We start from the raw sequence: 20,138 nt of genomic DNA on the forward strand, positions 1-20,138 counted from the left end.
ATGTTCAGAAGTATTATACACATGCCGGTCTAACTACCACTGTTTATCTGCGCCTCTATGGAAATGACACCGGCAGAAATACGGGCTTATCAGAGTCCAGCTTACGATTAATCCAATGCGCTCTCCTAACCGCTACTCGATCACAATATCTATTTTCTTCAATCCTGCATCCAGCGAAGTACCGCCATACATCACGGTATAGTTGCCCGGTTTAAATACAAGATCATCCGCTCGCTCGTCGTAAAAACAAAAAGCATCGGCTTCAATGGCAAGCTCGACAACTTTGTGTTCCTGCGCCTTCATAGAAATCCGTTTAAAAGCTCGGAGTGACTTTACCGGCGCTAACGGGTCGTTATTTCTTTTTATATAGACTTGTATCACCTCTTCCCCATCCCTACTTGAGGTATTGACGAGCGGTATGGCCAGCCGTAAACCTTTCTTGCCATCAATTGGTGTATCACCGATACGGACATTTCCATAAGAATAGGTAGTGTAGCTTAATCCATGACCAAAGGCATATAATGGGGCTTCGGTCATATACCGATACGTGCGTCCCTTCATATCGTAATTTTCAAACCCCTGTCTCAACGTATCGCCTGTCTGGGTTAAACCATTATCTAACTGTGCTAGCGACTTATAAAAAGTAACTGGCAATCGACCTGCCGGATTATAATCCCCAAATAGCACATCTGCTACCGCCGTACCAGCTTCTTCACCTCCATACCATCCACAAAGCAATGCATCATAGTTTTGCTCATCTTGCTCAAGTGCGAGCGAGCTACCCGTACACAAAACAAATGTAACCGGTCTTCCCGTCTTACGTAGCGCTGCTAACAGTTCGCGTTGTACATTCGGCAACTCGATCGAGGTACGATCGCCCCCTTTGAAACCTTCCGCATTCACGAACATTTCTTCGCCTTCCAACTGCGGAGATAAGCCTCCTACATATACGATGGCATCCACATGCTTTAATCTTCCGGTCAGTTCCGTAAAATCAGCCTTTTCTTTTTTGTAGACAGACAGACCAATAATATTAATTTTTCCCTGTTGGCGATGCTCCATAACGATTGGGTAGTGTTTATCTTTTTCTACATTTACAGCATACTCTTCACCTTGTAACGCGGTTCTGCCCGTACGATTGGCAATTTCTTTTCCGGCAAATGTCAACACATAACCGTCGTACGCGTTCGCCTTAAATACGACTTCGCCCGTATACGGTGCCACAAATATCCCCGAGATACGTGTAGAAGTATTTTCCATATTGACACCCTGAGCCAAGGCAGTTCCTCCACGATTGCTATACTCGATACCCAAACCATTTATCAATGTGTTCGCAGGCTTCCCATCAAATGAATTATTGTTATAAAACTCAACTTTCAGTCCCTTTTTTCCATTTTTTTCAGTGAGTAGGGCATCATAAAGCGAATTTCTGACCCAAGGATCCACCAAATCACTTCCCTTTTCATATAAAATTTCAGCATTTGGAATTTTCTGCCGTATACCCTCCAGAATGGTAACCGTGGAAGTCGGAGTTCCATTATAATTACCCCACAACATTATACTGTCCGCCGCATTTGCACCCACCACAGCGATTCTTTTTATGTCCTTACGCAGCGGCAACGTATTACCTTCATTTTTTAGTAAGGTTATGGACTGGCGTGCTACTTCCAGTGCCTGTTCGCGATGTTTTTTTGAAGCCACGATGCTATAGGGCAGTTTACTCCATGGCAGGCGATCTTCCGGGTCAAACATACCCAGTTCAAACCAACCTCTCAAGACCCTTCTCAACGATACATTAATCTGCTCTTCGGTAATTAGTCCTTGTTTCACCGACGCGATGAGGTGTTCGTAAGAACTACCACATTCTAGATCCGTTGAAGTCAAGACCGCATCTGCAACAGCCGCCTCCGGTGTATCATGCGACTCATGATGCCCCTTCTGGTAGAAATCATTTATCGCCCAGCAATCCGATACCACCATCCCTTCGAATCCCCAACGATTGCGTAAGATATCCATCATCAACGCGTCACTTCCGCAGCAAGGCTGTCCGTCGTACGCATTGTAAGCGCACATCACCTCACGTACATTTCCCTCTTGCACCAATGCCTTAAATGCTGGTAGATAAGTTTCCCACAGGTCACGACCAGACACCACCGCATTGTACGAATGTCTATTCCATTCGGGGCCACTATGTACTGCAAAATGTTTAGCGCAAGCATGTGCTTTAAAATAATCTGGATTATCACCTTGCAATCCTTGAACTGCTGCCAAGCCTAATCTGGTTGTCAAGTGTGGATCCTCTCCATACGTTTCCTGCCCTCGACCCCATCTCGGATCACGGAAAATATTGATATTTGGCGTCCAGAATGACAAACCATAATATCTACCTCTTTCACCCTGTCGAACAGCTTCATTGTATTTGGCTCTTGCTTCATCCGAAATGATCTCAAACGTTTTGAGGTGATTTTCTGCATTCCACGTTGCCGCCATTCCAATTGCCTGCGGAAACACTGTTGCCTTTCCTGCCCGAGCTACACCATGCAACGCTTCATTCCACCAGTCGTAGGCCGGAATACCAAGACGCTCCACCGGTTTGGAACTGTTCATCATTAAACCAATCTTTTCTTCAAGCGTTAGTAAACCGATTAAATTGTCAATCCGTTGCTCAATAGGCAAATCTGGATTACGAAAGAGAAACTCATCATTCCCATCACTCTTCCATGAGCTAAATGCCAGTAAGGCGAAGGCCAGTAAAAACACAGCTTTTATTTTGTTTTTCATCTGTATAAAATTTTTCAATGGTGATGAAGCTATCAGATGTATTCATCCCCTTTCATGGTTTATTCATTGAATGTTTGTCTTTCATTGGTATTATTCATCACTTGTTCGCTTTTTAAGGCATTCATGAAATCGCTTCGCTAAGTTCATGAGCTCACTACGTTCGGTTTGAATAAATCATGATGGTTTCATATTGATTAGCTTTTTTATATTACTTGTATTGGCTATTCGGGTACAAACAGTACGTTATATGTTTTTACAACACCGTTAAAATCAAATTTCACAACAGCCTTTTCCGAAAAAGATTTAGCCTGTGTAACAGTGATCTTCACAGTCCGATTATCGGAAGTGCCTTTCACAACTGGAATTCCGCTTGTCCCAGCGGGTACATTATAAATTGCCTCATAAATATCATAACCTGTAATACCATTTTCATTGGTTGATCTTACCGGTGCCGCTGGCAGCTCGACTGCTTCACCGTCGACCGATATGCTTACCTTAGGTACAATAGGGCGCCTTATTTTATGATCCTTCGAGCTAAACCCCAATCCGCTAAGCTCAAAAAGCTGTTCATTATCTCCGCCTTCTGCAACCAAAAATATGGCATGCTTTTTATCGAGATGATCTACATATTTCGACACATCGATTGTGAACTTAGCTTCTTTAGATGGCGCACTAGCCGGCACGACGATTTCACCTATCTTCTTACCTTTCCACGTTTCGTTTGCCCAGGGACCATCTAACCATACCTGCACCTTAAAAGACTGCTTCGTTGTTGGAATAAGAAATAGATTAAAAGCAGTTTTATTTCCTTTTTTCGTTCCTTTAAAAGCCTTAAGTCCGAATTGATCTTTCGCTAACCCTCCAAAACCAAAATACTTGTAGCCAATAATGTTTCCGTTTTTTACATGGATTGGCATATGATTATCCCATATATCCCAAGAGTCCTGCATTGTACCGACATCCGAAAGATAAGAAGCATAACCCGCCGAATAATATTGATAGGGATCCAATCCATAAATATGGAATCCTTCCGAAGTAACTTCAGCACCTTTATATTCTTTTCCTTGCGTGTCTTTTGCCGTCCAGATCTTATTCGCTGCGTACGGATCGTAAGCGCCGATCCTTACCATTCCCCCTTCAGCCACCGGTTTTTCATCCCAATCAATGCTAATCGGTGCTACTACCGCCTGGCGCGCATATCCAAAATTTCGGGGAGGTCTATGGTAAAAAGCATACCATTGTCCATTAATTTCTTCAATACTACCATGCGTATTATGTCCTCCACCAGTCGTTTGCAGCGCACTTCCATCTTGATTCAACACCGGCGCACGTGAGTCCACTAAAACACCGCCGCTTTTCCAAGGGCCCAAAGGTGAGTCACCGACCAGATAGCGTAAGGTAGAATTAGAACTACCGACACCATATTCAGGACCAGAGTAGCCACTATACACCGATACATACTTGTTGCCAACTTTACGGATAGAAGACGCTTCAAAGAAATTAAATGATCCTAAATCCTCTCCTTTCAAAATATTGGGATACTCGGTTCCCTCCGGCTCCCGCAGTACACCGTAACGTGCACTTGCCGGAATAAAGCGGTCAATAATCTGCGTCCCTGGTCGAAGCGAATACATTGTATTTTGATCTAATTCAGCTGCTAATGACCGTTGAAATCCCCAATATGCATATGCCCTAAATCCAATTTCATAATCTGGATCCTGAGGATCCGTAACGTATTCGACAAAAACCGCTGGATCAAAACCCAAAATACTTCCCGGCACCGTACGTCTGCCATCCTCCGTTAGATTAATCGGTTTGAATGGACCGTTGGGACGACTGCCTTTGGCCACCATGGCTTCGCGGTGTTGCCCACGGCTATGTGGATATAGGTAGTATTCCTTTACTCCGTTCTTTCTTTTCACCTCGACAAGATCCGGGGCATACATCACATCCCATTGTCCATCAATTTCATAAGTAAAAATAGTACCTTCATCCCGCCAACTGGACAAATCTTCGACAGGTGCAGACCACATCCTGATATCCGGCCCACAATAGCTGTCCATTCGCAAATCATGTGAACCGATAATGTATGCTCTATATTTCCCAGGAATATCCGGGTCTTCAAACACACGCGGTTCGCCATCCGGTAAATGTTCCCACAGAGGCAAGTATGGGTTACCGGGGGCTGTATGGATGAACTTCTTGTGAATCTCGTTCACAGAGACTGCTTTATGCTGTCCTTTTACACCTATCGTGGAAAACAAAAGCACCATTGTACATAACAGAATCTGCTGCTTCATCAAAATAAAACTGATTTTCTTCATAAGTAACATATTTGCAATTATTGTGTATATTCTACCAATTATCTGTACGAAATGGAGAGGCCAACAAGCCCTCCTTGTTCATTAAGTTTGCATCTTCTGGATTATCACTCCATGCATAGCGTACCGCTACGGGCTTGCTGACATCTTTACTGCCAACAATGACTTTATTCCCTTTAATCATAGCTTCGGCCCAGAAGAATTTTTGATCCGCTCCAGCAATGGAAAAATGGCGCAATGCCCCACCTTTCCCGACCAGTGCAGCGCCCACTTCCGTGAACGACAAAACGATCTTGTCTCCCTCAATTTTCATGTCGTTGTACAGTGGCCCTGAACTCACTAGCTTTTCGCCATATACCAGCTTACGCGCTCCTAAGAATAGCCGTTGCGCAACGTCTTTTTTGTTTAACGGATGGATATCGTTCCATTCCCCTACATCATATGTAACCGCTAGTGCGGTGTAGGGTACCTCCAACGCAACCTTAAACTGCGCCTCGCGGATTCCCGCCCAGCCACTTTCTTGGGGTTCAGTCGATTTCTGCATGTAATTTGGCAACTGCACCAACAAGAATGGCATCTCTGCCCATTGATACAAAGCTCTCCAGTTTGCAATTAACGATTTCAGATACGATTTGTACATATGAGACTGTCCTGCATTACTCTCTCCCTGATACCAGATCGCTCCCCGTACGTTATAATCACGAATAGGGTAAATCATGCCATTATACAATCCCGATCCCGCTGACTTCAGGTTTACCAATTTTTCTTCAACCCTTTTGATGTTACCTAGATCTTTCGCCACGCGGTATTTCCATGTCCCACTGAGGTCAATTTCTGTATCGTCACCTATAATTTTGTAGGATTTATCACGAACAAAGCCTCCATTACCCATATTCGCCGTTAGTTTTACGGTAATATTATTCTGTCCCCCTTTGAGTACGCCAGCTGGAATATCGTATTTTCTTGGGGGATACATATACCCGGTTGTGCCCACAAAATGCCCGTTTATAAAGATCGAGTCACTGTCGATCAACATACCCATGTATAATTTAGCATGCCTGCCTTCCATTTCCATAGGCACCGTAAAGTCCTTACGATAATAAACAACCCCACTGGCACGAATTCCGTTATCCCGCCAAAGTCCCGGCATTTGCATGGTATCCCAGGCTATATCATCCCAATTGGCTCTGGACCACAATCCAGCACCCTTATCTGCTTCCGCAGATGTTTTTTCTTTTAAGGTCTCTTGATCGACAAGCAAAGACGGAAATTCCTTTAGATGTTCCTGTCCGATCCAGCTTTCAATAGCGGATCCGCCTAAGCTAGAAACTAACATTCCCACCGGGATGCCAGTATATTGGTAAGCTTCCTGCGCATAGAAATACGCTAGCGCCGTCCAGTTCATCACATCGGAGGCAGTAGCCGAATGCCAGTTACTGCCCGTGATGATATCATCCTGTAATGATTCTACGGCATTTTGTTTAGGAACTTTAAAATGGCGTATCATGTGGTTATTGGAGACGTTGATCTCTGGATATTTATCCACTAACCTTCCGATAGGCGTCTCCATATTAGACTGACCGGAGCAAAGCCATACATCGCCGATAAGAATATCACGCAGTACGATTTCATTGACTTCCATTATAAACGGTCCACCGGCTTTATGCGGAGGTAGCTTAAGCATCCAATTGCCATCCCGGTCTGCTCCAGTATAATAGTACTTTCCTTGAAAACGTACCGTTACCTTCTCTCCTGCGTCAGCCCATCCCCAGATGTTAAGCTCGGTGTCGCGCTGCAATACCATACGGTCACCGATTAATGCAGGTAGCCTTATGGAAGCTAGGATAGATTGCGTAATCAGCAGAAAAAGAAATCCCAAAAAAAAATTAGTTTTCATCTATATTTCGTGTTATTGATGAGGTTTAAAATCATTTGAATATTTTTTAGGGTGTAATATTAAAATAATCGAAATCAACATACCCACCTGTCTGCCTTGTAGCATAATTGAAAAGACCAAAGCGATAGCCCATAAAGTGCGGGATAGTATAGGCCATTTTCAGTTGGGTGCCTATAGCTATCCAATTTATGCCATCCAAGCTGTACGAAAAATTAGCGACGTCCTTCTTATCCGTAAAATCGCAGTGTGCCTTTAAGAATACTTTATCCTGCTTTAAGGAAACGGCAGCCACCTCTTCCGATGCTCCAGTTGTTGCATTGACCATCACCAACGATCGCTTATCACCTTCTGCGCGCACCCCAAGCAAACCATAGTTTTTTTGCAAGAGCGATAAGCCCGCAAAATCGCCATCTTTCATTTTAGACACATCAATTGCTGTAGAACCCACGCATGTTGGGCCTATTGTTCGTTGCGTTAGCGTGTTTCTTGCTTGAAGGAAATCTTGGTCTACACGTCCTGTTTTCAACCGGAGGTATCCCTTACGTTCACTCACAGACCATAAATCATTGACCGGATTGTGGTTCCACTGCCACACGAGTGGCAAAGCCGGATCACCCTTTTTTCGAGAAAAATCGTCCGAATTGACTATGCCTGGTATTAATCCCTTACTAGCTGGGAGATCTAATTCGTAAGGCACTTTACCATCAACGCCAAGTACCGGCCAGCCGCCTACCCATTGCACAGGCACGAGAAACGGAATACGTCCCACAGCACCGTAATCCTGAAAAAGATAGGCATACCACTCCCCATTTGGCCTATCAATCAATCCCCCCTGCGCCACGCCTTTGTCCTGCAACACGACACGTCCTTCGTAAGGTCCATCAATTTTATCCGCACGATGCACGATTACGGTACGCATGCCTCCAGGAGGCCAAGAAATATTAAAAAGATAATATTTTCCATTTACCTTAAACAACTGTGAACCTTCCGCTGGTAGGCCACCACGCACACCCTCGGGTGTACTAGGTAGCGTTGCATTTTCGATTAATACACGTTGTGTCTCTGGCTTCACGTTCGATAGATCAGGTAATAGCTCCACGATGTTTACTTTACCCCCACCCCAGATCATATATACTTTATCTCCCTCGAAGAACAAAGTATGATCATGCATTGCCGGCTTAAACTCCTTTGACTCCCACGGACCATTTTCGATATCCTTAGTCGAATAAATGTAGGTTTTGCCTGTGGTTTGGGCAAAGGTGCTTACGTAGTAGGTACCGCTATGGTATCGGATACTACTGGCCCAGGAACCCCTGCCATAGGTACTTTTGTCGTTATCCAGGTTTAGTTCGTCTATATCCGCCAAGGCCGTATGTCCGTAACCAATAAGGTCCCAGTTGACCAAATCATTAGATTTCATCAAAGGCAGTCCTGGATTCATATGCATGGTCGTACTACTCATATAGTACGTATCCCCCACACGTATCATCGAGATATCCGGCACGTCGGAAAAGATAATAGGGTTTTGGGCTTTCTGAGCCCAAGCCGCGCCGCTCATAGAAAGGAAGAGCACTACTATATAACCGGAAAAAACACCCGTTTTTTTCATAATTATTAATATCTATCGTTTAGCAATTTGTAGTCTACCTCCTTAAAAAGCAACTGAGATATAAGGTATAAATCATTTTTCCATACCTTAAAATCATGTCCTCCTGGTTCTATATAAAATACATGTGGCACGTTATGCTGCTTAAGGTATTCATGGGTACGTTTGCTGTTCCCTATCAATCCATCCTGATCTCCACACGAGATCCAAAGCAGTTTCAATTTTTGCTTTGCTTCCTCTGGGTTAGGAAGCAACTGCTCCGGCATCCGGGTGTTGGGAGCGGAGGAGAAGCCACCCACCCAAGAAAAGACGTCCATATTGCCCAAACCAAAATTTAATGCCTGACCACCACCCATAGATAATCCGAATACCGCCTTATAGTCCTTATCCTTTTTGACGGGGTATTTATTTTCGATAAAAGGAATAAGATCGTATAATAAATCTTTTTCAAATGTCGCGAAAGCCTCAACTTTGTCTTTCGCCATAATATTTCCGGTCGCTCTATCGTCCTTCATGGCGCGACCATTTGGTAACACAACAATCATTTCTTCCAACTTACTTTCTGCATATAAGTTATCCAAGATAATATGTGGCACGCCATTGTTCAGCCACTCTTTTTCATCTCCTCCGATGCCGTGGAGTAAGTATAACACAGGATATATTTTTTGTGAAGAATATCCGGGAGGTGTATACACCAATGCTTTACGGTTTACGCCGACCGTCTTGGAAGGATAAGATATGCTATCGATCCGACCACGTTCGATCTGATCCCGTCGCACATCAAATCCTTCCGGCGCACTATTTTGCTGCCCATAGCTTAGCATGGAAAATACTATAGCTAGTACGAATAATACTATATTTTTCATATGTTGTTATATCAGCTAATTATTTTCTTTCAGACACACGTTTATGATCAGCAAGAAACTGTGCTAGTCCAGCATCTGTTAAAGGATGTTTTAATAGAGCGGTAATTGCCGATAAAGGAGACGTAGTTACATCAGCCCCAACCTTTGAGCAGTTCACGATATGCATGGCATGGCGCACCGAAGCGGCCAAAACCTGCGTTGTAAAACCGTAATTATTATAGATCAGTCTAATTTCTTCAATTAGCCCCAGTCCATCAGTGGAAATATCGTCCAGACGGCCCAAAAAAGGAGAAACATAAGTAGCTCCAGCCTTGGCAGCCAGCAGTGCCTGTCCGCCAGAAAACACCAGTGTACAATTTGTTTTGATACCTTCATTGGAAAAATACTTTATAGCCTTTACACCATCCTTAATCATGGGAACCTTAACGACTATCTTATCATCTAACTTAGCCAATTCAAGTCCTTCACGAATAATCTCATCATAATTCGTACCGATGACTTCTGCACTAACATCACCATCTACGATAGTACAGATCGCTTTATAATGGTCAATAACATTCTGCGTACCACATATTCCTTCCTTTGCCATTAGCGAAGGATTGGTAGTAACACCATCCAGTATACCTAATTCTTGAGCCTCCTGAATATCTGACAGGTTAGCTGTATCAATAAAAAATTTCATAGCTAATATTTAATCGTTTATCTGGTTATGTCCTATTGTAAGACAGTATTCCAAAACTAGAAAAACCTGTTAAGAAGTAAGAGTAAGAATAAAGAAAAAAATAGAACAAATGTTTAAAACGGAGGTATATCAAGTTTATATCTCCGTTTTGGTTCTCATTGTGACGATTAGGCTATCGCTAATCCCTGAGTTAATTTTTAAACGACTGTATATATTCAGATGGCGTCTTTTGATATTTTGATTTGAACACCTTCGTAAAATAATTCGGATTGGCAAATCCCGTTTCGTAGGCAATCTCGGCAATTGTCTTATCACTTTTTTCCAGCAAGGCGACTGCCCGCTCGAGTTTAGCCGATCGTATAAAATCAACCGGCGACATCCCTGTATATTCGAGCAGCCTGTTATACAACGAGGCACGGCTAATGGATAAGTGTGCACTTAAATTCTCCACAGATAGTTGTGGATTATTGATATTATCATAAATATACGCCAGAATCTTTTGGAGAAACAACTCTTTCTCGGAAACAACTTCAATCTCCGGTGTTAATACCGACACCTGTTTGGTATACACGTCTTTGAAGGCTTGGTTGAGAACCAATAGGCTGTTGATCTTTGCATGCAACACAGCTATATCAAAGGGTTTGGTCATATAATCAACCGCGCCAGCTTCCAGACCACAAATCAAGCCATTTTTAACTTGGGCAGCAGTTAATAGCACGACGGGAATATGCTTAGTTCTCCGATCCTGAGTCAACTTCTGGGCAAGTTCCATCCCATTCATAACAGGCATCTGTACGTCGCAAAGAATAATATCGGGATGGTGAAAAAGTGCTTTTTGCCAACCTTCCTTTCCATTTGTTGCTTCGAATACCTGAAAGGAGGAAATTAAACTATCTTTCATATAAAAACGAAAATCGTCGTCGTCTTCAACGATTAAAATAGTCGGTTGTCGATAAACATCAATAGGTTCAGTTCCGGTAGGCTTGTCATTGAAATCAATCTCGTTATTTTCCCTATCAAGAGATAATATATGCGAGGTTTCGGCTGTACTTCGCTTCATATACAAGCTGAACGAGAAGCAACTGCCATGTCCTACTTCACTTTTTACCTCAATATCTCCACTGTACATCTTGATGAAGGTATGCGCAATAGATAAGCCAATCCCTGTACCTTGATTGATTACTTTACCGTTCGTGTCATGCTGAAAAAAGCTTTCAAAAATATGTTCCTGTGCCTCCGCTGGAATTCCTATACCCGAATCTTTTATCGTGATACGCACCGTACAATTTTCAGCATCAGAGAGAGCCTCTAGCATTTCAAGATATACAGAGATATTTCCCCCTTTCGGCGTAAATTTAAACGCATTTGACAATATATTGAAAAGTATGCGTTCTATTTTATTCTGATCAAATACGAGATACAACTTGTCTGCTGCAGATCTAAAGGAATAGTCGATACCTTTTTGCTGCGCCATATCGCTAAATGAGCTACTGATATCATCCACAAAAGAAACCAATTCCCCATCGGTATCTTGCAAAGAAAGCTCCTGTTCCTCCATTTTCCGGAAATCCAGTAACTGATTAACGAGATTTAATAAACGTCTAGCATTTCGCTTTACCAACCCGAGCTGTTCAGAAGCTTTAGCATCTTTTATCTGATCCATCAGGTTATCAACCGGGCCAACGATTAATGATATTGGTGTCCTAAATTCATGACTCAGATTGGTTAAAAATTTTATTTTCATCGTATCCAGCTGGTGTAACTGTTCCGCTTCCTTACGTTGCTGTTCTATCAATTGTTTTGCACGGTTCCGTTCTTGTTCCAATGCAAATTTTGCTTCCAATTTGCGGATACCACGGTGCCTTATATAAAATAATCCGCCTACTATGGCGATGGCATAAAAAAAATAGGCATATATTGTACGCCAAAATGGAGGGGACACATAAATTTGAATCGATTTAATTTCTTCATTCCAAATTCCATCGTTATTACTGGCACGAACATGAAAGGCGTAGTTACCAGGATCAAGATTTGTATAGTAAGCGCTATGTTCCTTGCCTGCATGAATCCATTCTTTGTCAAAGCCTTCTAGCATGTATTGATACTGATTCTCTTCGGGAATCGTGAGGTTTAGTGCTTCAAACGATATAGAGAAGTTCTGTTTAAATTGGAGATTAATGCGATTGGCCAGGAGCACAGAAGTATTAATCGCACCGTCTTCTGAAGGCACGACAACTTCATTATCAATTTTAAGTTCGGTAAGCACCACATTTGCCGGATTGGTATTTGTTTTCAGCTGATTGGGGTAGTAGTGGTTAAAGCCATTTTGCCCACCAAAAAAAAGTTCACCGTCTGGCATACAGATAGCAGCCCCCCGCATAAAGGCGCCAGACTGTAATCCGGCGAAATGAGAATAATTTTTAAAACGCTTTGCCTGTTGATCGTAACAACTCAACCCTTTATTGGTGCTGAACCATATTTTGCCATCCGGATCTTCAACAATACTTTGTACAACGCCATTGATCAACCCGTCTCGCTCTGAAATAACGTCAAACTCCCTTGCTCCCTTTTTCAAAAATCCCACACCACTTCCGTTGGTTCCCACCCAGATGTTGCCTTGGCTGTCCTCTTTTAACGAAAGTACATAGTCACTTGGTAGGTTATGACTGTTTTTATTAAAAAAGGAAAATGTTTGTGTTGCTTTACGGAATACGCAGACACCTGAACCAAAGGTGCCAATCCACATGTCCTTATTTCTATCCTCTTCAAACGCGCGGATAAAATTACTGTTCGGCTCCGAACCACCATCTCCCACCGTTGTCTTACGCATATACTTTCGCATTGTCCCATCACGCGCGTCTAACACGTTGATACCCCCACCGTTGGTACCTATCCAGAGGTTGCCATCCCCATCCTTTTTTAAGCAGAAAACATCTCCATTATTCAGTTTGCCGGCACCATCTCCTATGCCGTACTGAAAACTTTTTCCTGTTTTCTTATCATAGTAAAACAATCCCTCTTTATAAGTTCCTAACCAAACCTGATGATCATTTTTTTCTTCGAGTGCGAGTATAGTTAAATGATGTCCGCTATGCTCCTTACTCGCTGTTAAATCTACTGCGGCTGTCACGTCCCGCTTTCGATCGTACAGGTGTATACCTCCGCCATCGGTTCCGATAAGTACGTCATTTCTATAGGCCAGCAAGGAGGTAATCATACGCGAATTCAAACCATACTGATCTACTGTACGTATATCCTTTAGCTTAAATTGACTTAAGTTGGTATCGAATTTATTTAGCCCGCCCTGAAAAGTTCCCACCCAATAAATCCCAAACTTATCGATTAATATAGACCGGATGGATTGATGGCTGATACGTTGCGGGTCACGGCTATCAGGCTTATATGTTTTTGAGGTGTATGTAGAGACATCTAGCACCTCCAGCCCTCTATCCGTCCCAATCCATAGCCCCCCCTTTTTATCGATGGACATGGCATAGATCCGTCCAGCGCTTAGCGAGCGCATACTTGGGTAATCGTCAAATCGCTCTACGTTATTGACCTTCTCGTTAAAAACATAAATACCTGATAATGAACCTATCCATATCCTACTACCTTGATCTTCCACAATCGAAGTGATCATATTATCTGTGCGTTCGCCCCCAACCTTACGGCATATACTATATTTTGAAATTTGTTTATAGTTATTCGAATACACATAGAGCACGCTGTCTGTCGCGATCCACATCCGCTGCTTACTGTCCTGAAATGTAAAACTAGATACTTTCCCCAGAAAGTTGGCACTTAGTTTGGCATAACGATCATCTACATTCTTTTCTAGCTGGTGCACATTAATTACAAATAATCCACCGTAGGATGTAACCCATAGTTTCCCAGCATTATCCATAGCAAGAGAAGTGATCGCACTACTCAGCCAACGTTTGTCGGGTGTTTGTTCATAGTGAACGATCTTGTCCAGCTTACGGTCATAAAAGCTTAGACCTCCACCGCTGGTTCCAATCCAGATTCTACCCATACCATCTTCAGCCAGTGCAGTAACGTGATTTACTTTCAGCGTCCCCGTAATATCCGGATTGTGCCGATATACCTTATAATTAATACCGTCGAATCTGTTTAAACCATCTTCAGTTCCGATCCAAAGAAAGCCATAGCTATCGCGGCACATGCTAAAGATCGTATTTGATGATAGCCCATTCTGGGTATAGTATCGTTGGAAATCAACTGGATACTCTTGTGCGGACACAACAACTATCTTAAGAAAAAAAAGTAGAAATATATATCTAATCATCACGGTGTATAAAATTTACGACTGGCTAGTTGTCTTTCCTTGTTGAATTACTAAGATATAAAATTAATACGATTTTATCTGGAAAACCATGCATATGGTAAAATTTATTGTTAAAAAGACAATTATCAACTAATTAAGAGAAGGTTGAAACCCATCCATACGGATATTTACAGCAAAAAATGCGCTATAAGCACCATAAAACTCAAAAAGCAATGCATTTGACATTCTTACCTATCATTTAGACATTCGTTCCATCTGTGTAATAACCCCATTACATACCTTAGCATTAATTATAAACAACATTGTTCACCTACATCATCTAGACGTGTACATAAACAATGTATTTGCATAACCAAGATAAACGATTAACAAATGAAAATATGACCAAAACGTAACTACAGAACACTGCAGCTTCAATTCATGCAATCGCTTGCATACGATTAATCTTGGATTGTTATGTCATATATTAGTGATATATTGTCTACACCAAGAAACCCAATTTAAATTAATAGAATAAAGTTAACCAATTTATATTATTCAGCACTATGATGATCACATCTATATGTTCTCTCTTGAGACACTGTAAGAAACTTTGGGGCCTTTCCAGCCATATGCTCTTGCTCCCTATTTTCTTATTATCGATCTGCCATGTGATGCCTCTAATGGCACAAGACCGACAAGTAACGGGGCAAATCGTCGATCAACAAAACTCACCAGTCGAAAATGCCTCTATCGCCGTGTTAGGTAGCAACATTGCAACGTCTTCATTGGCCGACGGAACATTTTCGCTAAGCGTGCCTGTTCATGCGGAAAGACTAATTGTAACAAAATTGGGCCACGAAAGAATCGAACTCAATATCCAAAATCAAAGCCAACTTCGGATTATCCTTAACAATAATAGTATTGAATTAGAAGAAACCATTGTCGTCGGATACGGTACACAAAAGAAAGAAACTGTAGTGGGCGCCATTTCGCAGACCACCGGAAAAGTGTTGGAACGAGCAGGCGGAGTCGCCAGTGTAGGTGCAGCCTTAACCGGTAATGTACCTGGCGTAATAACAAGTGCCAGTACCGGTATGCCTGGCGAAGAAGATCCACGTATTGTAATCCGTGGGCGTAGTACCTGGAACAATACCGATCCATTGATTATGGTCGACGGCGTGGAGCGCCCGATGAGTAGTGTCGATATCAGTTCAATAGAGACTGTCTCTGTCTTAAAAGATGCATCAGCTACCGCTGTTTATGGGGTACGGGGTGCCAACGGCGTTATTCTGATTACAACAAAAAGAGGAAGAGAAGGTAAAGCTTCTGTACGCGGCACTGTGAACAATATCGTAAAAACGGTATCGCAGTTACCTGGCAAAATGGATTCTTATGATGCCATGATGCTCCGTAACCGGGTGATCGAAAACGAATTGGCACTATCCCCAAACAGTTGGGCCGCTTATCAACCACAATATATTATTGACAAGTACCGCTATCCAGCCAATCAGGCAGAAGCCGAGCGCTACGTCAATACCAATTGGGCAGAAGAACTTTTCAAAGGTCATGCTTTCTCACAAAACAGCAACCTCAATATTGCAGGAGGTACTAAATTTGTAAAATATTTTGCCAGCGCCGATTACCTGTACGAAGGTGATATGTTCCGCCAAAACGACAACAACCGAGGCTATGAAGCCGGCTATGGATTCAATCGTTTGAATATGCGTTCCAACCTGGATTTCCAACTCACGCCTACCACAAAATTTTCCGCTAATTTAGCTGGATCGCACGGCACACGCAAAAGCCCTTGGGGAGGAGGTAATAACTATGCATATTGGATCGCCGCGTACACCGTTCCACCAGATGTGATCTACCCTCGTTATTCAGATGGTACTTGGGGGTTTTACCAGCCCGACTCCCAAGTGGGTATTAATTCCGCTCAAGTACTAGCTACTTCCGGTGTGGAACTAACAACCACCAATCGAATTACGACCGATTTTATTTTGGAGCAAGATCTAGGCAAGTTTATTAAAGGCTTAACGGCACGAGGAAGCATGTCATTAGACAATACCTTTGTTGAAGCCGGACGAGGTGTCAATGATTTAAACAATGGTGTACAAACCAAATGGATCGATCCCGAGACAGGACTAGCTGTTTACGGCCAAAATATAGACGGAAGCCGGTTCGACTTCGTACAGGGTATCAATTGGGCACAACAATCAGGATCGGTAAATAATGGGCAAACGTATAGACGGTTGTTCTATCAATTACAGCTTGATTACGCAACACGTATTGCAGAAGACCATAATGTTACGGCTATGGGTTTATTCAATAGAAACCAATATGCGACAGGAAGTATGCAACCCTTTTTCCGCGAAGATTGGGTATTCCGCACCACCTACAACTACAAAGGCAAATATATGCTTGACTACAGTGGTGCCTATACCGGATCGGAGAAATTTGCACGGGAATACCGATTTGGATTTTTCAATTCAGGTGGTATAGGGTGGTTAATTTCTGAAGAAAACTTCATGCAGGATCTCTCTTTTCTGGATATGCTAAAGCTTCGTGCTTCGTATGGAGACATTGGAGATGATAATGTGAACGGACGTTATCTCTACCTGACGCAATGGGCCTATGGTGGTCAATCGCATATGGGCGTCATTGGCGAAGCGCCAGAACGCAGTAGCTATACCTGGTATAAAGAAAACGAGCTTGGAAATCCTAATGTACGCTGGGAAAAAGTACGAAAAACAAACTTTGGTGTTGATTTTGGATTTCTTAATGGCCTAGTTTCTGGACAAGTCAATGTATTCCACGATAGGCGTACTGATGTCCTGATTCCCGGCAACAGCCGTGCGGTACCCGATTACTTTGGGGTAAACGCGCCGGTAGCCAACTTGGGTATTGTAGAGAACAAAGGATATGAGGTAGAATTCAAAGTTAACAAAGACATCAACCAAAACTGGCGGGTATGGGGTGATTTTAATTTCACCCATGCCAAAGATAAAGTCATCGAAGGAGATAGCCCATTACTTCTACCTGACTATCAAAGACTTAATAACAAACAAATCAGCCAGACTTATACTAATGTAAGTGCAGGTTATTACAATACCTGGGACGAGTTGTATTCAAGTACCATGCATGATACCAACGATGGCAATAAGTTACCCGGCAACTACCATATCGTGGATTACAATGGCGATGGTATAATCGATACCAAGGATAATATACCCTACGCCTACCCTTCTACACCTCAAAACACCTATAATCTGACGGTCGGTTTTGACTGGAAAAATTTCAGCATTATGACGCAGTGGTATGGCGTCAATAATGTGACGAGACAGGTCGTTTTGGGAAGCTTTGATCGACAAAGAAATTTAGCCTATTACGAAGGATCCTACTGGTCTAAAGATCAGGCCGATGCGGATGTTCCATTACCACGCTGGCTCTCGATGGCCAGTTATACTGCAGCCGATCGCTTTATGTACGATGGCTCATATATCCGTCTAAAGACCGCAGAAATTGCGTATAACCTTACGTCGGAAAGCAACTTCATCCGCCGCATGGGCTTTCAGCATATCCGGGTGTTCCTCAATGGGCACAATCTCCTGTTCTGGTCAAAAATGCCAGACGATCGGGAGTCGAATTATGCAGGTACCGGATGGGCTTCGCAAGGTGCCTATCCTACGGTGAAACGTTTTAATTTAGGCGCAAACATTACATTCTAATTGAACCTGTTATGAAACAATATTCAAAATATATTAAGATTCTACTGTCCTGCGGTATGCTGAGTTCTTCAACCATGATATCCTGTGAGAAATACCTAGACAAAGAAGAACAATCGATCATATCCGAGGAGGAAGCATTTAAAAACTTCAACAACTTCCAAGGATATACTGAAGAGCTATACCACTGTATTGTCAACTTCAGCAATCTGTATTGGACCAATTCCTGGAATTGGGGGGAGGATGAGATTACATCAACCGCGTCGGACTATCATTTTATACACAAAATTGACAACGGTAATTTCTGGGGTTGGCAGGCGCAACACGATGGCTGGGGTTCTGGATGGATGGAACAGGGCGACTTTGCAACACCATTTTTTCCTGACGACCGTAATATCAATAAGGACCTTTGGAATGCCGCTTGGTTTGGGTTACGGAAAATCAGCATCGGACTCGCAAATATGGACAAAATGAACGAAGCTACGCAAGAAGAACGTGATCTGATCAAAGGGCAGTTGCTTTTCTTTCGTGGTTGGTTTCACCACAGACTAATGGAATATTTTGGTGGTATGCCGTACATCAATTACGTACTACCAAGTGATGAGAAGCTAACGCTCCCCCGTCTAAGTTATCACGAATGTGCTGACCTCGCTGCCACAGATTTCCGCGAAGCGGCCAATCTTTTACCCATTAATTGGGACGACACTAACCCGGGCAAACGCACCTTAGGTAAAAATGCCCTGCGGATCAATAAAATTATGGCCTTAGGCTACTTAGGTAAAAACTACCTTTGGGCAGGTAGTCCCCTCATGAATTTTTCGGTTACGGGCAGTCGTACGTACCATACCGACTACTGTAAAAAAGCAGCAGAGGCATTTGGCGAGTTATTGACATTGACCGAGAGCGGGCAGGCGCCACATAAATTGGTAGAGTTCGAAAACTATCACCTCAATTTCTACACCATTAGCGAAAACTGGGCGCTTCCCGGCAGTACCGAAGCTATTTTTAGAGGGCCTTACAATGCGGGTAACAATACACATTACGGAACGAGTAAACAATACATGCCTAGCATAATAACAGAAGGCGATGCCATCAAATTTTTGCCTACGTCTAACTATGTTAATTATTATGGCATGGCTAATGGCCTCCCCATCAAAGATATTACGCTAGCTGATGCGGAATCAGGTTATGATCCACAATATCCTTGGAAAGGGCGTGATCCCCGTTTTTATCATGATATTCTCTTCGATGGATTAACGGTCATAAAAGCAACGATACCTATTCCGGACAATATAACAAAAGAAGAAGATAGAATAAAGTATGAAAATGATCGTCGTTATGCACAATTATACAGTAACGGATCTTACCGCAATATTCAGAACGGCAGTCGAACAGGCTATGTTTTACGGAAATTTATTCCTTTAACGACAAATATCTATGACCGTGCATACGATTACGGTTCCAATATGCACATTTATGTACCCTATATGCGCCTAGCAGATGTATACCTCATGTATGCCGAGGCATCGTCAATGGGCTACGGTACAGCAACGGGAAAAGCGCCTAACTACACAAAAAATGCAGTAGAAGCCGTGAACACCATTCGAGACCGCGCGGGCGTCGAAGCTGTAAATAGCAAATTTTTGGGCTCGCCAGAAGCTTTTCTTGGTGAACTACGTCGGGAGAGAGCAGTTGAGCTAGCGTATGAAGGCCATCGTTTTAATGATTTGAGAAGGTGGTTACTATTGACAGAAAGTCCATATACGGTTAAAACAGCCATCCAATTTGATCGCGCAGGAACCTTTAATGCATCCGATCCGACAGAAAACCGAGTAGTTAATATCCGGGAGACCGTTCTACTCGAAAGGAAATTCACCAGTAAACATTATTGGCTTCCGCTTAAAGTTGCAGATGTTAGTATGTACCCCGAATTTTCACAAAATCCCGGATGGTAATCAAGGTAATCGAT

Annotated in this window: 9 protein-coding genes; 2 read left to right on the forward strand and 7 right to left on the reverse strand. The window is 42.9% G+C overall.

Translation table 11 applies throughout. From position 1 onward, the window contains the following. Positions 1-132: 132 nt before the first annotated feature. The 7 genes from FAZ15_RS18225 to FAZ15_RS18255 form a co-directional block, all read right to left on the reverse strand. Positions 133-2,781: a beta-glucosidase gene (locus FAZ15_RS18225; RefSeq protein ID WP_136902746.1), complete on the reverse strand. Its 2,649-nt coding sequence runs from the start codon at positions 2,779-2,781 to the stop codon at positions 133-135. Positions 2,782-3,002: 221 nt separating this feature from the next. Continuing rightward, positions 3,003-5,105, reverse strand: a complete 2,103-nt coding sequence (locus FAZ15_RS18230; RefSeq protein WP_202912450.1) for a hypothetical protein — start codon at positions 5,103-5,105, stop codon at positions 3,003-3,005. Between the two features lie 31 nt (positions 5,106-5,136). After that, positions 5,137-6,999, reverse strand: coding sequence for a sialate O-acetylesterase (locus tag FAZ15_RS18235; RefSeq protein ID WP_136902747.1), 1,863 nt, complete (start codon positions 6,997-6,999; stop codon positions 5,137-5,139). A gap of 46 nt (positions 7,000-7,045) precedes the next feature. Then, a complete protein-coding gene (locus FAZ15_RS18240; RefSeq protein ID WP_136902748.1) occupies positions 7,046-8,608 on the reverse strand; it encodes a glycoside hydrolase family 43 protein in 1,563 nt (520 codons plus the stop codon). Positions 8,609-8,613: 5 nt separating this feature from the next. Then, positions 8,614-9,471: an alpha/beta hydrolase gene (locus tag FAZ15_RS18245; RefSeq protein ID WP_136902749.1), complete on the reverse strand. Its 858-nt coding sequence runs from the start codon at positions 9,469-9,471 to the stop codon at positions 8,614-8,616. A gap of 19 nt (positions 9,472-9,490) precedes the next feature. Further along, complete coding sequence (fsa, locus tag FAZ15_RS18250) at positions 9,491-10,153, reverse strand: fructose-6-phosphate aldolase (RefSeq protein WP_136902750.1); 663 nt, start codon at positions 10,151-10,153, stop codon at positions 9,491-9,493. 190 nt (positions 10,154-10,343) lie between these two features. Then, complete coding sequence (locus FAZ15_RS18255) at positions 10,344-14,459, reverse strand: hybrid sensor histidine kinase/response regulator transcription factor (RefSeq protein WP_136902751.1); 4,116 nt, start codon at positions 14,457-14,459, stop codon at positions 10,344-10,346. A 545-nt stretch (positions 14,460-15,004) separates the two neighbouring features. Between FAZ15_RS18255 and FAZ15_RS18260 the strand changes: the two genes are divergently transcribed. Next, positions 15,005-18,172 (forward strand): SusC/RagA family TonB-linked outer membrane protein, encoded by a 3,168-nt coding sequence (locus FAZ15_RS18260; RefSeq protein ID WP_238387307.1) that lies wholly within the window; start codon positions 15,005-15,007, stop codon positions 18,170-18,172. A gap of 11 nt (positions 18,173-18,183) precedes the next feature. Next, positions 18,184-20,124, forward strand: coding sequence for a RagB/SusD family nutrient uptake outer membrane protein (locus tag FAZ15_RS18265; protein ID WP_136902752.1), 1,941 nt, complete (start codon positions 18,184-18,186; stop codon positions 20,122-20,124). The last annotated feature ends 14 nt before the right edge of the window (positions 20,125-20,138 follow it).

It is taken from the genome of Sphingobacterium olei (assembly GCF_005048855.1).
Taxonomy (GTDB): domain Bacteria; phylum Bacteroidota; class Bacteroidia; order Sphingobacteriales; family Sphingobacteriaceae; genus Sphingobacterium; species Sphingobacterium olei.